Below are 19,121 nucleotides of genomic sequence, written 5' to 3'. Positions count from 1 at the left end.
GGGTGCTGAGGGGCGAACTCGTCGGCGACTCAGACGAATGCGGATTCTCCAGTCAATGCCGGGCCGACGATGAGCGCAGTGACTTCATGTGTGCCCTCATAGGAGTAGACGGCCTCGGCGTCGGCGAAGAAACGCGCCGCGTCGTTCTCGAGCAGAATTCCGTTGCCGCCGTGGACCTCACGAGCCAGCGACACTGATTCACGCGCCATGCGGGCAGTCTGCATCTTTGCCAAGGCAGAATTCGCATCGACGTAGTTTCCGGCGTCCTGCTGTGCCGACAGCTGGACGACCATGCCCAACGATGCAGTGAGATTACCCAAGATCCGCGCAAGCTTCTCCTGGACAAGTTGGCAGCTGCCGATCGACCGGCCGAACTGCTCACGCTTCCTCACATACGCCAGGGCCGCGTCAAGGGCTCCCGCCTGCAGGCCGGTGGCGATCCATGCTACGTCGGATCGCATCACGCGCAGGATCCGATTGACGTCACGCCAGGAGTTCATCTCGCGCAATCGGGCCGATTCGGGGACTGCGACTTCCTCGAACCTGATCACAGAGTTCTGCATCGGACGTAGGGCGGCTTTTCCAACCATGGTGTCCATGCTCAGGCCGCTGCTCTCACTCGGAACCAGGAAGACCTTGACCTGGGAGTCTGCAACGTCGCGAGCGAAGACCGCGATAATGTCAGCCGTCGACGCGCCTCCGATCCATCTCTTAGCGCCGTCGATGATCCAGCGCCCTTCGCCGTCGCCGGCTGCCTCGTCGAATCGCGCCGTGGTGGCGAGGCCTCCGGCGATGTCAGACCCATGGTCAGGCTCGGTCAGCGCGAAGGCTCCCGCGAGGGCGAAGGATCGCACCTTCGGGTCGAGGACTGCGACCTGTTCGGGCGCGCCGCCGTGTCGGACGGTCGCCCGGAAGAGTCCGGACTGGCCGTTGTGCATCGTCGCCACCGACGCATCCGTGCGTGCGAGAACATAGTTGCGGAAGCCCGAGAACATGGTCGAGTCGGCTTCCACTTCGGCTACGCCTTCGGGCCGCATGAGGTCAAGTGACGCCAAGGTCTCGCGCACTGAGGGCGGCATCGTTGCCGACTCCCAGGCCCGGGGCATAATTGGCCCCACTTCCTTTGCAAGTACTGCACGCAGCTTATCGAGCGCGTCTCTGGCTGCCTGACTGAGATGCATCGAGGCAAACCCGTACCATCGAGTCCGATGGTCGTCTCTGAATCGACGATCGGCATTCTGCGGCACTTCCCTTCCTTCGGTCTATGTTTCAGTGTGGTTGGGACCACATGAAACCAAAAGCAGAATAATCCTTATAACTAATCCGGAATCGCGAACATGTGCACCTGAAGGGTCTCGGATCTCAGCTTGCGTCGGGCGGCGACTCGCCCGGTGTCCTTGGTCAACACGCCCACTCGATGCTCGACCAGCAGCGACACCGCCGGCAACCCGATACCGCACCTCCAAGCATGAGATGGTCGGAACTGTCGCGGGACACAGAATCAGCTGCGACGCGCTGGTGCAGCAGTGGACTCGGGCAGGAGCGACGGGCAGCCTGAATTCGCCACCGGGCAGAGTCAATCCCTGCATCCGAGGGACAACCACGGAGTGCAAGACAGAATTCACCGTGTCTTTATCCCCCACAGCAGAAGTGATTGCCCATTCCGTCTAAAATCGACTCTGATGGTTGCTGAACGCTATGTCGAATCCGAGAAGACGATCAGCAACCCCTCAGATCGCAGTCAGTGGACAGAACGAGCACAGGGGTTGCTGTCTTGGGCAACCTCATTCTGGGTCTTGGCGATCGGCTTCGTCATCGTCACACTCGCCGCGGCCGGCCCCCTGCGAGTCTGGGACTACAAGCTCAATCGACGATGGCTCTACCTCTTCGAACCCGACCTCGTCTGGTTCTTTCAGCACATCCTCGATCCCATCGCAGGCCAGGCTGTCTGTCTTCCCGTCCTGGCGATCACCGCAATCGTCCTGGCACGCAAACGTCGGTCCTGGCGCCCGATCGTCTTCGCGATCGCCGTCGAAGCAGCTTTCTACCTCGGCATCGGTTCGCTCAAGGTCCTTTTCGCCCGACCGTCGACCACCCTTCACGACCCGCGGTTCTTCCACGGCGGTCTGATCGAAATCGGCGGCCGTGGAATCAGCTACCCGTCCGGGCACGCGGCCGAAGCAGTACTCATCTACGGCGCGGTCGCCTACCTCATCGCCACCTACAGCGACGTCTCCACCAGAACCGCGCAGCTGCTGTGGTGGGGCGTCGCCGCCGTCAGCGTAAACTCCGTGGTCGTGTCCTTCACCCTCGGCTGGCACTGGGCCACCGACCTCATCGGAGGTCTGCTGATCGGCGGGGTCTTCCTGCGACTGCTCATCATCGCCGACAGGCGAATACCCGATCTCAGTACCTGAAGTCGTTCACAGCCAGGTGTCGTCGAGGTCGGCGAACGTCGTCGCCCTGCTTTCGACGAGGTCGAACCACGGCCCGGTCTGCGGCAGTTCGTGAGCGAAGAAGTACCGTGCCGCCGCGATCTTTCCCTTGAGGAACGCCGAATCGCCGCGTTCACCGGCGGTCGCTCCGGCAGCCATCCCCTGCTGCAGCCACAGCCACGCCATCACTGTGTGTCCGACCGCTTCGAGATAGGTCCAAGCATTGTCGAGAGCCACCGTAGGATCTCCGCTCGCCCACACTGCGGTGGTCACGGATTCGATGCGATCCATGGCTGACTCCAGGGCAGCGGTTTCGGCGGTCCAATCGGAACGGTCGGCCGCCTCGGCGAGGGTCTCTCGCATCTGCTCCAGCAGCACCTGCAGTCCGGCCGCACCTTTCATAATGACCTTGCGGCCGAGGAGATCCTTAGCCTGAATGCCGTGCGTGCCCTCGTGGATCGGGTTGAGTCGATTGTCGCGATAGAGCTGCTCGACATCGTGATCGCGAGTGTACCCAGCACCGCCGAGCACCTGGATAGCGTGATCGTTGGCCTTCAGACACCACACGCTCGGCCAGGTCTTGACGATCGGAGTGAGCACATCGAGCAGCAGTGCGGCGCGCTCACGCTCCGCCTCGTTATCTGCGGTCTCGGATTCGTCGAGCAGACGCGCGGCATAGAGGATGAGTCCGAGTCCGCCCTCGACATAGCTCTTCGACGACAGCAGCATGCGCCGGACATCGGAGTGCTCGACGATCGGGACCGGCGGACCATCAGATCCCTTGGCGCCGTCGGGCCGACCCTGACGCCGGTCGCGAGCATAACGGAGGGCATCGAGGTACCCGTGGTAGCCGAGCCCCACGGCACCGGCGCCGACCCCGATGCGAGCCTCATTCATCATGTGGAACATGCAGGCCAGCCCCTGGCCCCGCTCTCCCACGAGGAAGCCGACCGCACCCGCGGAGCCCGCCGGAGTGTGCGCACCCTCACCGAAGTTGAGCAGCGTGTTCGTCGTTCCCCGCCATCCCATCTTGTGGTTGAGCCCAGAGAGGACGACATCATTGCGCTCACCGAGGCTGCCATCGTCGTTGACGAGGTACTTCGGCACGAGGAACAGGCTGAGACCCTTGACTCCCGGCTGGTCGCCGTCGGCACGTGCCAGGACGAGGTGGACGATGTTCTCCGAGAGCTCGTGATCGCCACCGGAGATCCACATCTTCGTTCCATGGATGCGGAAGGCGTCGTCCCCGCCGTCGGGGTCCGGAACAGCTTTCGTCGTGACGTCGCCCAAAGAGGAGCCAACATCGGGCTCGGACAGGCACATGGTGCCGAAGAAGCGGCCGTCGAGTTCGGGCAGCACGTACTTCTCGATCTGTTCCTCGGTGCCGTATTCGAGCAGCAGATTGGCGTTGCCCATAGTCAGCATCGGATAGCTGGCGGTGCCGATATTGGCCGCCTGGAACCAGGCGAAACAGGCCTTCGCGACCGTCTGCGGCAGCTGAATGCCGCCGACGCTCTCATCCATCGTCGCCGACAGCAGGCCGATTCCGGCGAACTGGTCGAGCGCAGACTTGATCTCGGGGATCAGCGTCACCGCCGTGCCGTCGAATGTCGGCTCGTTGAGGTCGGACTTGCGCGCGTGAGTGGCGAAACGTTCTTTCGCCAGTTCCTCGCTGGCTTCGAGCACGGAGTCGAAGACCTCACGCGAATGGTCGGAGAAGCGAGGCCGCTGACAGAGTTCGTCGACCTTGAGCCAGTCATAGAGTTGGAAGTCGATGTCCTCGGCGGAGAGGATGGATTCTGTCGCAGTCGTCAAGACGCCATTGCCTTTGCTCTTTTCAGTCACTAGTCCAAGCTATGGCTAATCGTTCGTTAAGTAAAGTCGTTTGCTCCCTCGCGCTGCAGAAAGTTCGCCGATTGGACAGCCGCGAGGTCCGCCAGGCGCTCCTCACCCCTGGGATTCCCCACTCGGGAGGACTATAATTCTCTCTACAATCTGCGTGGGAATGGGGCGAAGGATCATGACCGCAGAAATGAATCGATCGTCGAAGCTGGCCGACATGATCGAGCAGATCTCGAAGGCGTTCAAGAGCGCCAACATCGGCCAAGGACAGAAAGTCGGCTACCGCGAAGACAGCTCCGAGGAACGGCTGCAAGCCACAGCTGAGCACGAAGGAGTGAAGCTCTATCGCAATCCCGACGGCTCACATCTCGCCGTCGACGAATCCCACTCGAGCTACGAGGACTGAGCGTCGATTCAGAGTTCGGCTCGACGCTTACTTGGGAGGCACCCCTGGACGAATCCATGAAAACAGCTGTGGTCAGAGGTACAACGTCTTCGAATAGGTGAGGTGTTGACGGATGACCGATCAGACTGGCCCACAAGACAATCAAACCGATCCACAGACGAAGATCGACAAGATCAACGACAAGCTCGACGAGTTCGCGTCGAAGGCCAGTGGGCCCGATGTCGCCTATGGCGCCACGGCCGGATTCGTCGAAGAGATCTCCGAAGAAGAACTCCAGCAGGCGGCTCACGAAGACGGTGTGACTCTGTACCGCAATGCCGACGGTTCGCATGAAGCGATCGATGAGTCAGCTGTCCCACAGAAGTCCGACAGCGAAGAGTCGTAGAAGCCCTTCCGAACTGCGGGTTCACAGACTCGGCAGTTCGGACATTCAACAGTAGTGAGAGACCCGGTACGCGGCCATCCGCGTGCCGGGTTTCGCTGTGCCCCAGGTAGGATCGCCAAGGCCATGACCACACGCCGCACAGTCGGCGGAACAATGATGCTGATCTGAAAGGCAGAGCCTATGTCCTCCCCCACTGCCTCGCCTGCGCAGTCCTCCGACACGAAGACACAGCCATCGGGATTCCTCCGGATCCTGCGCAACTATCGCTTCCCGCTCTTCATCCTCACCGGCGTCGTCGTCGGCGCGATCATCGGCCTCGTCTTCGGTGAACGCGCCACCGTCATCAAGCCGTTCGGCACTCTGTTCATCAACATGATGTTCACGCTCGTCGTGCCGCTCGTGTTCTTCTCCATCTCCTCCGCGGTCGCGGGGATGTCCTCGGCCGCACGACTGGGCAAGATCATGGGCAGCATGCTCGGCGTCTTCGCCGTCACCGGCATCATCGCCTCCATTGTCATGGTCGCTGCTCTGCGCATCTTCAACGCCACCGACGGAGTCCAAGTGGAGATGCAGGAGCCGGAGAACGTCGAGGAGGTCGGGTCAATCGGTGATCAGCTCGTCCAGACCGTCGTCGTCGACGACTTCTCGAAGATCCTGTCCGCCGAGCACATGCTCGCTCTCATTGTCTTCGCCGTCATCGTCGGCTTCGCCACCAGCAGGATCGGCGACGCGGGCAAGCCGTTCGCCAAGTTCCTCAATTCCGGCACCGAGGTGTTCCTCAAGTTCACCTCGATCGTCATGTACTACGCACCGATCGGTCTCGGCGCCTACTTCGCCGCCCTCATCGGTGACCTCGGCTCCCAGCTCGTCGGGGACTATGTTCGAGCCTTCCTCGTCTACTACCCGGTGGCGATCGCCTACTTCATCCTCGCTTTCACCTTCTACTCCTTCCTCGCTGGCGGCCGCCGAGGCGTCTCTCGGTTCTGGAGCAACATCCTCGAACCCACCGCGATCTCTTTGGGTACGTCCTCCTCGGTGGCGGCGATCCCCGCGAACCTGCGTGCGGGAGAGAAGATCGGAGTCCCCCGCGATATCCGGGAGACCATCGTGCCGATCGGCGCCACGATCCATATGGAGGGCTCGAGCCTGTCTGCGATCCTCAAGATCGCCTTCCTCTTCGCAGTGTTCCAGCGCGACTTCTTCACCCTGGAGAACATCCTCATCGCCATCGCCGTGGCGCTGCTGGCCGGAATGGTCATGGCGGGCATCCCCTCCGGCGGTTTCATCGGCGAGCTCATGATCATCACCCTCTACGGATTCCCCGCGGCGGCGCTGCCGATCATCCAGATCATCGGGACCGTCATCGATCCTCCGGCCACCACCGTCAATGCGGTCGGCGACCAGGCGAGCTCGATGATGGTCGCCCGCATCCTCGACGGCAAGGACTGGATGGACAAGACCGACGAAGTCGATCACGATTCGATTCCGGAAGCCCCGTAAATCTGTCACACTTCCGAACTCACGGATTACGACAAGGCACCTTCTAACTCAATGTCTCGGAGATGTCATAGGAACGCAATAGGACTTCCGCATTTGCGACGTAGCGTCTCAGCTTCTGCTCAGACTTCCGGATTCGGTTCTCACCTGGGCTGACGATACTCAATTCCAGCAGTGACCCTGATCTGGAAGAGGAGAAGTCACCATGCCCACCACCTTCCGCAGCCACGCCGGCGCGTGGGGGACCGCCGTGATCGCCGGTCTCGCTTCTCTGGGACTCGCAGCCGGTCCGGTTTCGGCCTCCACCGATACGTCATCCGCGCCCGCTGCCACTCAGGCGCCCCAGAGTTCGGGATATCCGACCAGTGCTGTCGAATACGCGGACAAACTGGTCAGCGCCTACGGAAACGGTGAGGGCCAGGTCATGGACCACCTCGCCACACGCAACGTCGTGGCTGCCCTCACCGAGCGCCACGACAAGCACGCCGAACGCTGGCACCGCACGTCAGCCGATTCCGGCAAGGGCATCACCTGGGTGTCCTACACAAACTTGGAGACCCAAGAAGTCATGAACCTGACGGTGAGAAACTCGATCGCCGTGGACAAGGGCGGCGACGCCGTCCGTGAGATCGAGTTCATGGACTGAAAACGACCCACTGTCACACCATTGTCCGAATTCTGCCCGGCGTCTTGTCAGCGCGGCCGACCGGCTCGGTAGACTCGGGAATCATGGTCGCCCTGAATGAAGTCCCGCGCCGCAGCTACACCGATGGCGCTACCCCGCTCGAACATCTGCAGTGCTTGTCCGCCGAACTCGGCGGGCCGCAGATCTGGATCAAACGCGATGACCAGCTGGGGCTGACTCAGGGCGGGAACAAGACGCGCAAGCTCGAGTACCTCATCGCCGATGCCCTGAGCCAGGGGGCGGACGCGCTCATCACCGTCGGCGGGGTCCAGTCCAACCACTGCCGACTGACCTTGTCCGCCGCCCGCGTCGAAGGCCTCGACTGCCACCTCATCGTCGAAGAGGATCTCGGACCCGAAGGCACCGCCCTCGGTCCGGCAGGGTCGAATCCGCCGGAGTACACGGGCAATTTCCTGCTCTTCGACCTCCTCGGCGCGAATTCGGTCACGGTGCTCGGCCACGGCGCCGACCTCCTCGGCGAGGCTGAGATTCTGGCCGACAAGCTGCGTGCAGAGGGCAGGAAGCCCTATGTCATCCCGGTGGGCGGGTCGAATCCGATCGGTGCGCTCGGCTACGTCGACTGTGCCGTTGAGATGCTCGACCAATTCGCCGAGGCAGGGGTGGACTCACCCACGATCGTCACTCCCAGCGGCTCAGCCGGAATGCAGGCCGGGCTCGTCGTCGGACTCCACAGTGCAGGAAGCAACATTCCGGTCATCGGCATCAATGTCAGCAGGACACAGGCGGATCAGGAACCGAAGATCGTCGACCTCGTCGATGCCACGGCACGGTTCCTCGACCTGCCACCTGTCCCCCGCGATGCCACGACGGGACTCGGTGACTATTTCGGGACCGGATATGCTCTGCCGACCCCCGAGATGGTCGAGGCTGTCCGTCTCTTCGCTCGCACCGAGGGAATCCTCCTCGACCCCGTCTATACCGGTAAGGCCGCAGCCGGTCTCATCGACCTCATCAGATCCGGCCGTTTCACTTCCGAGGACACGGTCGTCTTCATCCACTCCGGCGGAGTCCCCGGACTTTTCGCGCGCACCCAAGCGTTCGCCTGAGCACCTCCCAACACCCATCACCAACGAAAGGCAGACAGATGACAGTTTCGACAGCAGACCTGTGGGACGAACGCGGCGAGGAGCTTTATTCGATCGCCCTGAACTTCGGCGATTTCGGAGCCAAGACCTCGTTCTCCGGACCGGCCCGCACGATCCGCTGCTTCCAGGACAACGGACTGGTCAAGCAGACCCTCAATCAGCCCGGCGACGGCGCTGTGCTCGTCATCGATGGTGATGGTTCGATCGCCACTGCCCTTATGGGAGACATGATCGCCGAGGCGGGGGTCCGCAATGGCTGGAACGGTGTCGTCATCAACGGCGCCGTCCGCGACCGTGAGGCACTGGCCGAGATGGAGTTCGGCATCAAGGCTCTGGCGAGCAATCCGCGCAAGAGCGCGAAGGACGGAGCCGGTGAGATCGACGTGACCGTGGAGATCGGCGGGGCGACGATCCGCCCCGGAGCGATGGTCTTCGCCGACGCCGACGGTGTCGCCATCGAGAAATAGAGCAGCAGAAGTTCTCTTTCTCCCGTCACCGAATGTTGACGGTGGAGCCGGCTTGGATACGGTCATTGTGTAGCAGTTTGCGCAATCGTGCAGTATAGCTGTAGTTTCCTTTTATGACCTCAGAGCTACAGGCCATGGCCGCATGGACATTTACGTCAGAATGCCCGATCCCCGATGATCTCGGCGACATTCTGGTGCCCGGTGAAACTCCCGTAACCGCCTTCAAAACGATCCGTGATTCGGCCGTGTTCACCAACAAACGGTTGATCATCAGGGACGCGCAGGGCATCCGGGGCAAAAAGATCGAAATGTATTCGATCCCCTACTCGTCGATCAACATGTGGTCCAGTGAGAACAGTGGGACCTTCGATTTCAACGAGGAGCTCGAGCTCTGGACCCGAGCTGGCCACCTCAAGATCAAGGTTGCCAAGGGGCTCGACGTCCGTAAACTCGATCGGCTGATTGCCCAAGTCGTCATCGGTTGAAGCACGAATCCGAACGCGCCTGAACGGCTCAGAGGTGGATGGTGTCGAAGCTCTGCTCGGCCGAGTCCCAAATGTCAGCGACGGCGATATGACGGTCAGCAGTGAGGTCCTCGACGGTCGACCGGTCGTAGAGGTACGACCACTCCCCTGCTGACACGACTCCGGTGACCATGAGGATGTCATAGTCGAAGGCCGCCTGTGAGGTCGCCTGGACGATGAATGCTGTGGCTTCCAAGTCCTTGGCCTCGTTTTCGTCTGAGGTGAAGTCGACATGGAGGCGTTCGGGTTCAGTCTCCTGGTTGAAGTCGGGGTTCGTCTCTGATTCGAGACTCACCTCGACACCGTCCAAGGACTGCGCCACATAATCCGAGAGCTCCTCGAGGGAATCGAAGCCCTGCGCTGCGACCTCCAGTGTCGCCGTCGGTGCCGATTCGGGTTCCGATGTTGAGCCGGAATCGGAACCGCAGCCGCTGAGGGCGATGAGTGCGGCGGTCAGGAGCCCGGCGAGAGCAGGGGCGGACTTCGAATCGAACCTCATGGCACCAGCCTATCGGCGGACGCGTGCTGGTACCGCATCGCCTAGGTCGCACCGAGTCTGGTCGCACAAGGCACAGTCGCACCGTGCTCGGTCTCACCGCTTCCGGTGGATCGATTTGTACGTGATGTACTGACTGAGCCCTTCGACGCCGTATTCGACGCCGAGGCCGGAGTCATGACGCCCGCCGAAGGGTGCCGAATGATTCGAACCGAAGAAGTTCACTCCCACCGATCCTGAATCGACCTGTTCGGCTACTGCCTGAGCGGCCTCTGCGTCGCCGCCGACGACGATGCCGCCGAGTCCGAACTCAGTGTTGTTGGCCAGGGAAACGGCTTCGTCGGAGCCCTGCGAATCGTCGTAGCGCAGGATCGAGATCACGGGGCCGAAGATCTCCTCCCGCGCGATGCGCATCTGCGGGGTCACCTCGGCGAAGACCGTCGGTTGGATGAACATCCCGGCCTTTCCGTCGATGTCGACTTCTGCTGCAGCTCCCCCGGTGACGGGAAGAGCGCCCTCCTCGTGAGCGGAGGCGATGTATTCCATGACGGTCGTGTACTGGGACCGTGATGCCACAGGCCCGAACACTGTGTCTTCGGCAAGCGGATCCCCTTGCCGCCCCTCGGCGATCGTCCGTCCCACCACCTCAGCGACCTCGTCGTACCGGGAAGCCGGTGCGATGATCCGGGTGGAGATATAGCAGGTCTGTCCGGTGTTGCGCATGCACGATCGCACGAGCACCCGCCCCATCGCCTCCAGATCGGCATCGGGCAGCACGATCGCCGAGGATTTGCCGCCGAGCTCCAGCGTCACCGGGCGCAGCAGTTCGCCACAGGCAGCGGCGATGCGCCGGCCCACCGGGGTCGAACCGGTGAACGCCACCTTGCTGATTCCCGGGTGGCGGACGAGGGCATCGCCGAATCGTCCGGGACCGGTGAGCAGGTTGACCACGCCGGCGGGCACTCCGGCGGCGGCGACGGCATCGATGATGAAGCGAATGGACAATGGAGTCACCGACGCGGGTTTGATGACTACGGCGCACCCGGCCAGAAGCGCGGGAGCGAGCTTGACGACGACGAGGTTGATCGGGAAGTTCCACGGTGCGATCAGTGCGCAGACTCCGATCGGGTCCTTGCGCACCACCGAATAGGAGTCGACGGCGGCAGGGAAGTCACGAATGTCCTCATCGTCGATCCACGCAGACAAGGTGGCGAAGTGGCGGAAGATTCCAGCCGCATTCGCCGCCGCTCCCCGGGTCTCGGAGATCGGGGTGCCGTTCTCCAGGGTGTTCGTCCGTGCCAGGTCTTCGCTTCGCGCTTCGATCTCCTCGGCGATCCGCACCAGATATTCCGCCCGCTCGGCCGCGGTCAGGCTCGCCCATTCGTTCATCGATGCCTGGGCTGCGGTCACGGCGCGATCGAGTTCCGCCGAGGTGGCTGCCGGCACAGAGCCCCACACTTCGTCCGTCGCCGGATCGATGACCGGGTTGCGTTCGGAATCGGCGGCGGGCGTCCAGACGCCGTCGATGAAATGGTCATCGACGTGGCTGTACGGCAGGTCTCGGCGCAGGCCGGCTCGGGTCAGTGTCGGAGAGACGGTGTCGACGGTGCTCATCGGATGACCTCGGTGCGCAGCAGGTCCCGCTGACGGCGCAGGTCTGCTTCGGCCATGGTCACTGCTGCTTCGGTGATGAGTTCAGGGATGATCTCCCTCTCAAGCCGGTCGGTGTAGGTGGCCATGTCCATGTCGAACCACGACGCGGACAGGGCGATTCCGGCCCGGTCGAAGCGCCACTGACGGTCGGCGTCACGGACCAGGGCGTCCTCGAGGCTGAAGGCGACCGGACGGGTGTCGTGGCCGTCGATGATCTCGCAGACGCGTTCGACGAAGTCCTCGGAATAGCCGAGGCCCGGCAGGACCCGGCGTGCGACGAGGCAGCCTTCCCGTTCGTGTTCGAACCGGATCGTGGCTTTGCGCCAGTCACCGCCGAAGCCTTCTGAGATGATTCGGGATTCGTCGACATGTGCCCAGCCGGTGTCGTGGAGGATGATCGTCACGAGCACGAGCTCACGGTCGGCCGAGGGATAGGCGTCGCAGAGTCGCTCGGCATAGGCGGCCGAGATCGGCAGGTGCACGTCGTTGCCGCGGGTGCGCGTCTCGGGTTCGATCTGCTTCCACAGCGCCTCGAATCCACTGCTCGGAGTCGAACAGATCGGCTGTGTGTCGACCGTCCCTTCCATCGGGATAGGGCGGACGGGAAAGTCGGTGGCGAAACGGACGGCTCGAGGGTCGTCGGCGGTGTCACCGGACTCCGCTGCCGCCCAGCTCGGATAGTCCTGCTCGCGGCTGCTGCTCTCGGTACGGGTGTTCATCGGGAATCCTCTCGGTCAACGGCGATGGACTTGAGCATGACGTTCATATCGCCGGCCTGGTCGGCAGGTATCTGCTGGTTCTTCGCCAGAGCAGTGCGCACGGCCATGAAGTCCAGGGGAGCATTGACGCAGTCGGCTGCGATGATCTGCCCCTCGCGGTAGTACAGGACGCTGAACTTGCCCTTCTCGTCGTCGCGACGAACCACGGTGGAGTCGAAGCCCATCGACAGTCCGGCGATCTGCAGCTTCATATCAGCCTGGTTCGACCAGAACCAGGGAATGCCGGCATATTCCTCACGTCGGCCCGAGACCGAATAGGCGGCGACCTTCGCATGTTCGATCGCGTTATTCACGCTCTCGAGGCGGATCCGCTCCCCCTCCGGCGCGTCCGGCAGCGGGTTGGGCATGTTCGCCACGTCTCCCACGGCGATGGTGGTGCCATCGGAGGCGAGCGCATAGCGGTCGACGACGATCCCGTTGTCGGTCTCCAGGCCCATCTGCTCGGCCAGTCCGGTGTTCGGGATGACGCCGATACCGACGATGACCAGCTGGGCCGGCACCACGGTCCCGTCTGCCAGTGCCACTCCGGACACACGTCCGCTGCCGTCGTCGATCAGTGTTTCGACCCGGGAGTTGAGGATGATGTCGAGTTCACGGTCCCGGTGCGCCTGGTAGAAGTACTCGGAGGTCTCTTCTCCGACGGCGCGCCCGATGAGTCGGGGGCCGTGCTCGAGCACGGTGGCGTTCTTGCCCATTCCGTGCAGGGAGCAAGCGACTTCGAGACCGATGAATCCGCCGCCGATGACGACGACGTCGGTGAAGTCGTCGAGGCTGCCCTTCAGCGACAGCGCGTCATCGGCGCTGCGCAGATAGGTCACTCCTGACAGATCGGAGCCGGGAACCTCGAGGGGTCTGGCCCGCGCCCCTACGGCCAATGCCAATCGGGCGAAGGGGTATTCCTCACCGTCGGTGGCGATGGCGACTCCGGAGCCGTCCGGGTTCTTCGCGATCTTCTCGATGCGCGAGTTCTTGACGAGTTCGATGTCGTGCTCGTCCCAGTATTCGGCGCTGCGGAAGATGAGGTTCTCTTTGTCGACCGTGCCCTGCAGGAACTCCTTCGACAGGGCCGGGCGCTGGTAGGGACGGTGGTCCTCCTCGCCGAGGAGGGTGATCGATTCGGTGAATCCGGTCCCCCGCAGTGAGATCGCCAGCTGCACTCCGGCCTGGGAGGCTCCGATGATGAGCATCCCGGTCTGTGTGCGAGCCGGTCGATCCTGTGCGTCGGCCGGTCTCGTCTGCGTTGTCGTCGTCATGTCACACCTGGGTTTCCGGAGTGGTCACGTGCAGGTCGGTGTCATCTGTGATCTTGAGCTGGCAGGACAGGCGGGAGTTGTCTTCCCGGTCCTCGGTTGTGCCCCACAGCATCTCGTCTTCCATCTCCGACATCGGGTCGAGCCCGTCGAGGTCGGATTCGGCGACGAAGACGTGACAGGTGGCGCATGAGAGGGACCCGCCGCATTCGGCGACGATGCCTGGCACTCCGTTGCGCACAGCGGTCTCCATCACGGAGTCGCCGACTTTGGCGTCGATGTCGCGGGTGGTGCCTTCGGAATCGGTGAAATGTACGGTCGGCATGTCATTCCCTTTCCTACAGTGGTGCTGGTGGTCTGTGGTTGCTGTGTCGTTGAGTGCGTCAGTATTCAGATGAACTGTCGGCCGCCATCGACGACGAGTGTCTGGCCGGTGATGTATCCGGCGTCGGGTGAGGCAAGGAACATCGTGGCGCCGACGATGTCGTCGGGTTGGCTGGCACGGCGGATGGCGCCGCGGTCGACTCCGTAGGTCGCTGCATCGTCCATGAGCTCGTAGCTGGCCTCGGTGAGCGTGAACCCGGGAGCGATCGCGTTGACCGTGATGTCCCTGGTGCCCAGTTCCTTCGCCAGCACCCTGGTGAGTGCGATGACCCCACCTTTGGACGCGACATAGTGCGCCCACTGGGTGGACCCGGACATCACCGTGGCCGAGGACAGGTTGACGACTCGTCCTCCTGCCGGCATGTGGGGGCTGACTGCCCGTGTCACCTGCCAGGGTCCCTTGAGGTTGACACCCATCACGAGGTCCCACTCGTCCTCGGCGATGTCCTCGAAGGGAGACCGGGTGATCCCGGCGTAGATCGCGGCATTGTTGACGACGACGTCGATGCTGCCGCCGCCGAAGTCCGCAGCCGCCTCGGCGAGTTTCACCGTCGAGTCACGGTCGGTGACGTCGACTTCGCAGGCCAGGGCCTCCCCCGAGGCGGCGCGCAGGGCCGTGGCTGTCTCCTCCGCACCAGCGAGGTTGATGTCGGCGACGACCACTCGGTCACCGGCCGCAGCGAACCCTTCGGCGAAGGCGCGTCCCAGTCCTCCGGCGGCGCCGGTGATGAGCACGGTGCGTGGATCAGCCATCGTTCAGCTCGCTGCCGTGGCGTGGGCATGGCTGTGGGCGCCGGGACCGCTGACTTCGGGGACGGAGTCTTCGAGGTCGAGGATCTCCACGGTGCCGCGGGTTCCGTCCACGCGCAGTCGCTGACCCGTCCGGATCGTCGTCGACGCGTTGCCCGTGCCTGTCACGGCCGGCAGTGCGTACTCACGGCAGACGATGGCGGCGTGGCTCATCATTCCGCCGATGTCGGTGACGGTGGCCTTGAGTTTGCCGAAGATCGGTCCCCAGCTGGGTGCGGTGACCGGGGCGACGAGGATCTCGTCCTGTTCGATCTCGTGGATCTGTGACGCGTCCATGACGACTCGGGCCACTCCTTCGACGACTCCGGGTGAGGCGGCCATTCCGCGCAGGCCGGTGACGTTGTCGGAGTCGGCTTCGAGCCAGGACTGGACCTGTTCGGTGGTGATTCCCCACAGCATTCGGGTGAACGGTTCGGTGATGGCCTCCGGCGGGGTGTTCAGTGCTGGCTGCGGACGAGCGGTCTTGAGTGCTGCGACGATCTTCTTGCGCTCTTCGAGGATCGGCGGCCAGTAGGCCGGGGCGATCGGACCCTGTGGGGCGCCCACTCCCCACGCGGTGACGAGGTCGAAGAGGACGTCCCGGACTTCGTTGCGGTTGAGGTAGAGGAAGTCGCCTGTTTCGGCGAAGACTCCGTGTTCGACGAGGGTGGCGGCGAGTTCGCGGACCTTGCGCCAGAACACTCCCATCGTCCAGTGCTCGATGTAGAAGTTGTGGTTCTCCACGTACGGGTAGGCGGTGGCGGCCAAGTGTCGTTTGGCTTCGAAGGTCGCCCCCTGCTCGTCATCGAGGAGATCGCGATACTCGGAGACGATGCGTTCCTTCTCTTCGATGAGTGCTTCGGTCGGACGCATGATGGTCTGCCCCTCGTCGAGGCGGCGAATGTAGTCGGCGATGAAGCCGAGCGGGATCGAGAAGTTCTCTTTCCAGTACTCGTCGTGGGCGTAGAAGCCGTTGCCGGTGGTGAAGTTGAACCAAGGGTCCTGAGCTTTCTCCCACTGGGCCAGCCAGGCGGTGCCGCCATCGGCTGCGGCGATGGCCCGCAGCGTCGCCTCGGCGTCGTCGGTGTTGTCGAATGCAGCCTGCAGGCCGAGTTCGACGGCTGTGGTTGCCAGCTGTTTGAGTTCGTCGTCGGGGCGGAAGAGCTCCATGTCCACGCCCTGGACCATCGTTGCGATCGACTGGTCGGGGATGTCGGGGAAGATCTCCTTGCAGTAGTTGAAGAAGTCGAGATAGGCGATGTAGCCGAGGTTGAGGAATTCGAAGTGGTACTGCCAGTTCTGGTAGGCGAGCTGGATGAGTCGGTCGAAGTTCTCGAGCAGTCGCTCGGATCCGTCCTTGGCCTTGCCGGAGAGGATGTCATCCATGGGGACCATATCGGGAAGCTTCGAGAAGTCGAGCGCCTCGATCTCGTCGATGGTTCCGCGGACCTTCGTCTTCCACTGTTCCAGGAGCGGTTCCCAGTTGGCGAAGTAGTGGCCGATGCGGGCTTGGAACTCCGGCAGCCGAGCCTCGATCTGGTTTTCGGGCACGGGGATGGGCGACATGTAGAGGTAGCCCTGGTGGATGCGGAAGTCGATGCCGTTGGCATTGGGGATCATCAGGTGACGGGCGTTGTATTGGCCGAGGCACTTGACGGCGAACTCTCCGCCGATGGTCTCGAACGGCTTGAACACGGTCGGCCAGTGCTGCGAATCGCAGAACCAGAACTTCTCGTCCTCTATCTCCTTCAGGCTGTCCTGGAATACGAGGTAGTAGGGGTAGATCCTCTCCCAGCCTTCGGCGCCGGCTGGGACGGGAAGATCGGAGGGACGGGGAAACGACTTCATTGACATTGTCTGCTCCATTGCATCGGTGGTTCGTGAGTTCGGTCGTAAGTGAGGTTCGCTGCGGCAGGGTTCAGCCGCTCTTCTTCATCAGGGAGGCAGTGATCGATCCGAGGTCGATTCCGCCGGTCGAGGCTGCAGCAGGCGCAGCCGGCTTCGTCGCGGCCGCGGGTTCTTTCTCGCTCTTCTTCTCTGCAGAGGAATGGACCGTCTCCGGCCGGGACTGCAGCAGGAGCAGGTTCTCACCCTCCGGCAGGTCCCGATCAAGTGCCCATTCGATGTCCTGCGGGCATTTGTAGTGCTTCTCCGCCCGCTTGGCCAGGGTCGCCACTTCGGTGAGCTCCTCATCAGAGAGGCACCGGACTTCGGCGCGTTCGACCGGCACCTCGCGTTCGGCGAGCTCCCCGTCGGCGGGGACGAGTTCGATGTGCTTCTCTCCGATATGTTCGTTGACGACCTGGAGGGTGATCTTGTCCAGCAGAATGTTGTCGGGAGTGACGAGACCGGAGACGACGGTCTCTCCGACGCCCCAAGACGCGTCGATGGCGATCTTCGACCGGTCGCCGTTGGCGGGGTTCATCGTGATCGCCACTCCAGCGGTCTTCGCATTCACCATCTTCTGCACGACGACGGCCATCGACAGGCCCTCATCGGGAATGTTGTTCTTCAGCCGGTAGATGATGGCTCGGGACGTGTAGAGGGAAGCCCAGCACCGGCGGATGTGTTCGGTCACCGCTGCGTATCCGCTCAGCCACAGGTAGGTGTCCTGCTGGCCGGCAAAACTGGCGTCGGGCAGGTCTTCTGCCGTGGCCGAGGACCGCACAGCCATGGGTACTTCTCCCCCGCAGGCGGCAACGAGCTCGTCGTAAGCGGTCTTCGTGGCGCTCCGAACAGCTTCGGGCACCTCGGAGTCGGTGAGCCGACGGCGGATGCGAGCGGAGATCTCGTCGACCTCAGTTACGTCATCGGGATTGAGAGCTCCGAGTTCGGTGACGATCTCCTCGGCGATGCCGGATTCGGAGACGAAGGAGTCGAAAGATTCGGTTGTGACGACGAATCCGGGTGGCACGGGCATTCCTGCCTGCGTCATGGTCACCAGCGAGGCACCCTTGCCGCCGAGGTCTTCCAGGCGGGGTTCGGACGTGGAGTCGAATGATTGTACGAAACTCATGGACTTCTCCTTCACCAGGTCACCGGGACGGTCTTGGGCACGCGGAACGAGAGGTTCTCCCGGAAGTCGATGTTCTCACCGTCGACGAGCTTGAGATTCGGTGCCAGGCGGGTGATCTCCTGCAGGCAGATCTTCGCCTGCAGCTTCGCGAGCATATTGCCCAGGCAGTAGTGGATGCCGAATCCGAAGGACAGATGTTCACGGGCGTTGGGTCGGTCGATGTCGAAGTCCTCTCCGCCGTCGAAGCGGGACTCGTCACGGTTGGCTGAGCCCATGAGCAGCAGCAGTTCGTCGCCCTCGGCGATCTTCACGCCTCCCACCTCGGCGTCCTTCAGCGCTTTGCGGCGCCAGCCGACGATCGAACCGGAGTACCTGAGGACCTCGTCGACCGCTTTGGGGATCTTCTTCTCATCGTCGATGAGCGCCTGCCATTGATCTGGATGGGCCAACAGCACTCGCAGGGTGTTGCCGATCAGCGTTGTCGTCGTCTCATGGCCGGCGAAGAGGAGCGAGTAGAGGACGGACGCGATCTCATGGTCGCTGATCTCCGCGCCTTCGGACTGCGCTGTGACCAGGTCGGCGGTCATCGAATCTCCGCCGTTCTCATGGGCGTCGGCGACGATGCTCAGACATTCCTGCCAATACTCGACGAGGTTGTGGGCGTGTGGGATCTGCTCCTCGTCCGACAGATCTCCCCACGTCATGGCGGCGCGGGAGTCGGACCAGCGTTTGTAGGTATCGACCTTGTCGATATCGGCACCGATGAGCGTGAGGATGGTGATGGTCGGGATGTCATAGGCGAGATCGCGGATTATCTCACCGTCTTTGTCAGGACGCGCAAGCATCGTTTCGATGCGGCTGACGACGTTGTCGCGGATCTCTGGTTCGAGCTTCTTGAAGCGTCGCGGCGTGAATGCCTTCTGCACGATCTCACGAATGCGGGTGTGCTCCGGCGGGATGCGTGCCGAGAGCCCGGAGTAGGCGGTGAAGCCTCCGTCTTTCATGATCTTCGTGGCCTGCGGTCCGCGTTTGCGCACCGGGGCCTGCGCGTTCTCCGAGGAGAAGGTCTCCCAGTCTTCGAAGACCGCTTTGATGTCGTCGTAGCGTGTCACGACCCAGTAGCCGACTCGCTCATCGAACATCACGGGTTCTTCCTTGCGCATCTCGGCATAGGCCGGGAAAGGGTTCTTCATGTCGAAAGGTTCGTACCCGTGGTGAGAGCCTTCAGCCGCGCCGCTGTAGGGGCACTTGCCGGTCTCTGCTGCGGATTGCAAAGTCATTCCATCTCCTGTGATGCGGGTCACTGCTGACAGTGATGATCACCCTACAGGCACGAACGAGATTCTCGATGGCTCGGCTTCCATTCAACGGAAGCGAGTTGGAAGCGCCGAGTTTTCCACCCAGCGC

At 62.6% G+C, this 19,121-nt stretch carries 19 protein-coding genes; 8 read left to right on the top strand and 11 right to left on the bottom strand.

Going from position 1 to position 19,121, the window contains the following annotated elements; translation table 11 throughout:
• Window positions 1-29 precede the first annotated feature (29 nt).
• Window positions 30-1,079 carry an acyl-CoA dehydrogenase family protein gene (locus BEP01S_RS06755; protein ID WP_244882131.1) on the bottom strand — a complete coding sequence of 350 codons (1,050 nt, stop codon included), beginning with the start codon at window positions 1,077-1,079 and terminating at the stop codon, window positions 30-32.
• A gap of 603 nt (window positions 1,080-1,682) precedes the next feature.
• Here BEP01S_RS06755 and BEP01S_RS06750 point away from each other — a divergent pair.
• A complete protein-coding gene (locus BEP01S_RS06750) occupies window positions 1,683-2,417 on the top strand; it encodes a phosphatase PAP2 family protein (protein WP_244882128.1) in 735 nt (244 codons plus the stop codon).
• Window positions 2,418-2,423: 6 nt separating this feature from the next.
• Here the strand turns inward: BEP01S_RS06750 and BEP01S_RS06745 are convergent, their stop codons facing one another.
• Window positions 2,424-4,250 carry an acyl-CoA dehydrogenase gene (locus BEP01S_RS06745; RefSeq protein ID WP_062241725.1) on the bottom strand — a complete coding sequence of 609 codons (1,827 nt, stop codon included), beginning with the start codon at window positions 4,248-4,250 and terminating at the stop codon, window positions 2,424-2,426.
• Window positions 4,251-4,455: 205 nt separating this feature from the next.
• Here BEP01S_RS06745 and BEP01S_RS06740 point away from each other — a divergent pair, with 205 nt between their 5' ends.
• The 7 genes from BEP01S_RS06740 to BEP01S_RS06710 all read left to right on the top strand — a co-directional run bounded on the left by BEP01S_RS06740 (window position 4,456) and on the right by BEP01S_RS06710 (window position 9,308).
• Window positions 4,456-4,683, top strand: a complete 228-nt coding sequence (locus BEP01S_RS06740; RefSeq protein ID WP_062241665.1) for a hypothetical protein — start codon at window positions 4,456-4,458, stop codon at window positions 4,681-4,683.
• 112 nt (window positions 4,684-4,795) lie between these two features.
• Window positions 4,796-5,068, top strand: coding sequence for a hypothetical protein (locus tag BEP01S_RS06735; RefSeq protein ID WP_062241663.1), 273 nt, complete (start codon window positions 4,796-4,798; stop codon window positions 5,066-5,068).
• Window positions 5,069-5,248: 180 nt separating this feature from the next.
• Window positions 5,249-6,568 carry a dicarboxylate/amino acid:cation symporter gene (locus BEP01S_RS06730; RefSeq protein WP_083532596.1) on the top strand — a complete coding sequence of 440 codons (1,320 nt, stop codon included), beginning with the start codon at window positions 5,249-5,251 and terminating at the stop codon, window positions 6,566-6,568.
• A gap of 202 nt (window positions 6,569-6,770) precedes the next feature.
• The gene (locus BEP01S_RS06725) at window positions 6,771-7,211 is read left to right on the top strand and encodes a hypothetical protein (RefSeq protein ID WP_039207251.1); all 441 of its coding nucleotides are present in this window, start codon (window positions 6,771-6,773) and stop codon (window positions 7,209-7,211) included.
• An 83-nt stretch (window positions 7,212-7,294) separates the two neighbouring features.
• Entirely contained in the window at window positions 7,295-8,317 is a 1,023-nt protein-coding gene (locus tag BEP01S_RS06720; protein ID WP_062241661.1) for a D-cysteine desulfhydrase family protein, read from the top strand.
• Window positions 8,318-8,355: 38 nt separating this feature from the next.
• Window positions 8,356-8,823: a ribonuclease E activity regulator RraA gene (gene rraA, locus BEP01S_RS06715; protein ID WP_062241659.1), complete on the top strand. Its 468-nt coding sequence runs from the start codon at window positions 8,356-8,358 to the stop codon at window positions 8,821-8,823.
• A gap of 134 nt (window positions 8,824-8,957) precedes the next feature.
• Entirely contained in the window at window positions 8,958-9,308 is a 351-nt protein-coding gene (locus BEP01S_RS06710; protein WP_244882127.1) for a PH domain-containing protein, read from the top strand.
• A 28-nt stretch (window positions 9,309-9,336) separates the two neighbouring features.
• On the opposite strand, the gene BEP01S_RS06705 is transcribed toward BEP01S_RS06710, so the two are convergent.
• The 9 genes from BEP01S_RS06705 to BEP01S_RS06665 all read right to left on the bottom strand — a co-directional run bounded on the left by BEP01S_RS06705 (window position 9,337) and on the right by BEP01S_RS06665 (window position 18,994).
• Window positions 9,337-9,846, bottom strand: coding sequence for a hypothetical protein (locus tag BEP01S_RS06705; RefSeq protein WP_062241653.1), 510 nt, complete (start codon window positions 9,844-9,846; stop codon window positions 9,337-9,339).
• Between the two features lie 93 nt (window positions 9,847-9,939).
• A complete protein-coding gene (locus BEP01S_RS06700; protein WP_062241652.1) occupies window positions 9,940-11,457 on the bottom strand; it encodes an aldehyde dehydrogenase family protein in 1,518 nt (505 codons plus the stop codon).
• On the bottom strand, window positions 11,454-12,215 hold the full coding sequence (locus tag BEP01S_RS06695; RefSeq protein ID WP_062241650.1) for an HD domain-containing protein: 762 nt from the start codon (window positions 12,213-12,215) through the stop codon (window positions 11,454-11,456). The genes BEP01S_RS06700 and BEP01S_RS06695 overlap by 4 nt, the downstream gene beginning before the upstream one ends.
• Window positions 12,212-13,528 (bottom strand): NAD(P)/FAD-dependent oxidoreductase, encoded by a 1,317-nt coding sequence (locus BEP01S_RS06690; protein WP_062241648.1) that lies wholly within the window; start codon window positions 13,526-13,528, stop codon window positions 12,212-12,214. The genes BEP01S_RS06695 and BEP01S_RS06690 overlap by 4 nt, the downstream gene beginning before the upstream one ends.
• A 1-nt stretch (window position 13,529) precedes the next feature.
• A complete protein-coding gene (locus BEP01S_RS06685) occupies window positions 13,530-13,850 on the bottom strand; it encodes a 2Fe-2S iron-sulfur cluster-binding protein (protein WP_039207242.1) in 321 nt (106 codons plus the stop codon).
• Between the two features lie 65 nt (window positions 13,851-13,915).
• Window positions 13,916-14,662, bottom strand: coding sequence for an SDR family NAD(P)-dependent oxidoreductase (locus BEP01S_RS06680; protein WP_062241646.1), 747 nt, complete (start codon window positions 14,660-14,662; stop codon window positions 13,916-13,918).
• 3 nt (window positions 14,663-14,665) lie between these two features.
• Complete coding sequence (locus tag BEP01S_RS06675) at window positions 14,666-16,546, bottom strand: PEP-utilizing enzyme (RefSeq protein ID WP_244882126.1); 1,881 nt, start codon at window positions 16,544-16,546, stop codon at window positions 14,666-14,668.
• Between the two features lie 70 nt (window positions 16,547-16,616).
• On the bottom strand, window positions 16,617-17,714 hold the full coding sequence (locus BEP01S_RS06670) for a PEP/pyruvate-binding domain-containing protein (RefSeq protein ID WP_062241643.1): 1,098 nt from the start codon (window positions 17,712-17,714) through the stop codon (window positions 16,617-16,619).
• 11 nt (window positions 17,715-17,725) lie between these two features.
• The gene (locus BEP01S_RS06665; protein ID WP_062241641.1) at window positions 17,726-18,994 is read right to left on the bottom strand and encodes a cytochrome P450; all 1,269 of its coding nucleotides are present in this window, start codon (window positions 18,992-18,994) and stop codon (window positions 17,726-17,728) included.
• Window positions 18,995-19,121: the final 127 nt, after the last annotated feature.

Source organism: Brevibacterium epidermidis NBRC 14811 (assembly GCF_001570805.1).
In the GTDB taxonomy this organism is placed as follows: Bacteria; Actinomycetota; Actinomycetes; order Actinomycetales; family Brevibacteriaceae; genus Brevibacterium; species Brevibacterium epidermidis.
This window is presented reverse-complemented; position numbering and strand designations above follow the sequence as displayed.

Excerpts from the sequence above, each read along its gene's own strand:
- BEP01S_RS06755 (WP_244882131.1), bottom strand. The coding sequence starts at position 1,079 with ATGCCGCCCTCAGTGCGCGAGACCTTGGCGTCACTTGACCTCATGCGG.
- BEP01S_RS06750 (WP_244882128.1), top strand. The coding sequence starts at position 1,683 with ATGGTTGCTGAACGCTATGTCGAATCCGAGAAGACGATCAGCAACCCC.
- BEP01S_RS06740 (WP_062241665.1), top strand. The coding sequence starts at position 4,456 with ATGACCGCAGAAATGAATCGATCGTCGAAGCTGGCCGACATGATCGAG.
- BEP01S_RS06735 (WP_062241663.1), top strand. The coding sequence starts at position 4,796 with ATGACCGATCAGACTGGCCCACAAGACAATCAAACCGATCCACAGACG.
- BEP01S_RS06730 (WP_083532596.1), top strand. The coding sequence starts at position 5,249 with ATGTCCTCCCCCACTGCCTCGCCTGCGCAGTCCTCCGACACGAAGACA.
- BEP01S_RS06725 (WP_039207251.1), top strand. The coding sequence starts at position 6,771 with ATGCCCACCACCTTCCGCAGCCACGCCGGCGCGTGGGGGACCGCCGTG.
- BEP01S_RS06720 (WP_062241661.1), top strand. The coding sequence starts at position 7,295 with ATGGTCGCCCTGAATGAAGTCCCGCGCCGCAGCTACACCGATGGCGCT.
- rraA (WP_062241659.1), top strand. The coding sequence starts at position 8,356 with ATGACAGTTTCGACAGCAGACCTGTGGGACGAACGCGGCGAGGAGCTT.
- BEP01S_RS06710 (WP_244882127.1), top strand. The coding sequence starts at position 8,958 with ATGGCCGCATGGACATTTACGTCAGAATGCCCGATCCCCGATGATCTC.
- BEP01S_RS06705 (WP_062241653.1), bottom strand. The coding sequence starts at position 9,846 with ATGAGGTTCGATTCGAAGTCCGCCCCTGCTCTCGCCGGGCTCCTGACC.
- BEP01S_RS06700 (WP_062241652.1), bottom strand. The coding sequence starts at position 11,457 with ATGAGCACCGTCGACACCGTCTCTCCGACACTGACCCGAGCCGGCCTG.
- BEP01S_RS06695 (WP_062241650.1), bottom strand. The coding sequence starts at position 12,215 with ATGAACACCCGTACCGAGAGCAGCAGCCGCGAGCAGGACTATCCGAGC.
- BEP01S_RS06690 (WP_062241648.1), bottom strand. The coding sequence starts at position 13,528 with ATGACGACGACAACGCAGACGAGACCGGCCGACGCACAGGATCGACCG.
- BEP01S_RS06685 (WP_039207242.1), bottom strand. The coding sequence starts at position 13,850 with ATGCCGACCGTACATTTCACCGATTCCGAAGGCACCACCCGCGACATC.
- BEP01S_RS06680 (WP_062241646.1), bottom strand. The coding sequence starts at position 14,662 with ATGGCTGATCCACGCACCGTGCTCATCACCGGCGCCGCCGGAGGACTG.
- BEP01S_RS06675 (WP_244882126.1), bottom strand. The coding sequence starts at position 16,546 with ATGAAGTCGTTTCCCCGTCCCTCCGATCTTCCCGTCCCAGCCGGCGCC.
- BEP01S_RS06670 (WP_062241643.1), bottom strand. The coding sequence starts at position 17,714 with ATGAGTTTCGTACAATCATTCGACTCCACGTCCGAACCCCGCCTGGAA.
- BEP01S_RS06665 (WP_062241641.1), bottom strand. The coding sequence starts at position 18,994 with ATGACTTTGCAATCCGCAGCAGAGACCGGCAAGTGCCCCTACAGCGGC.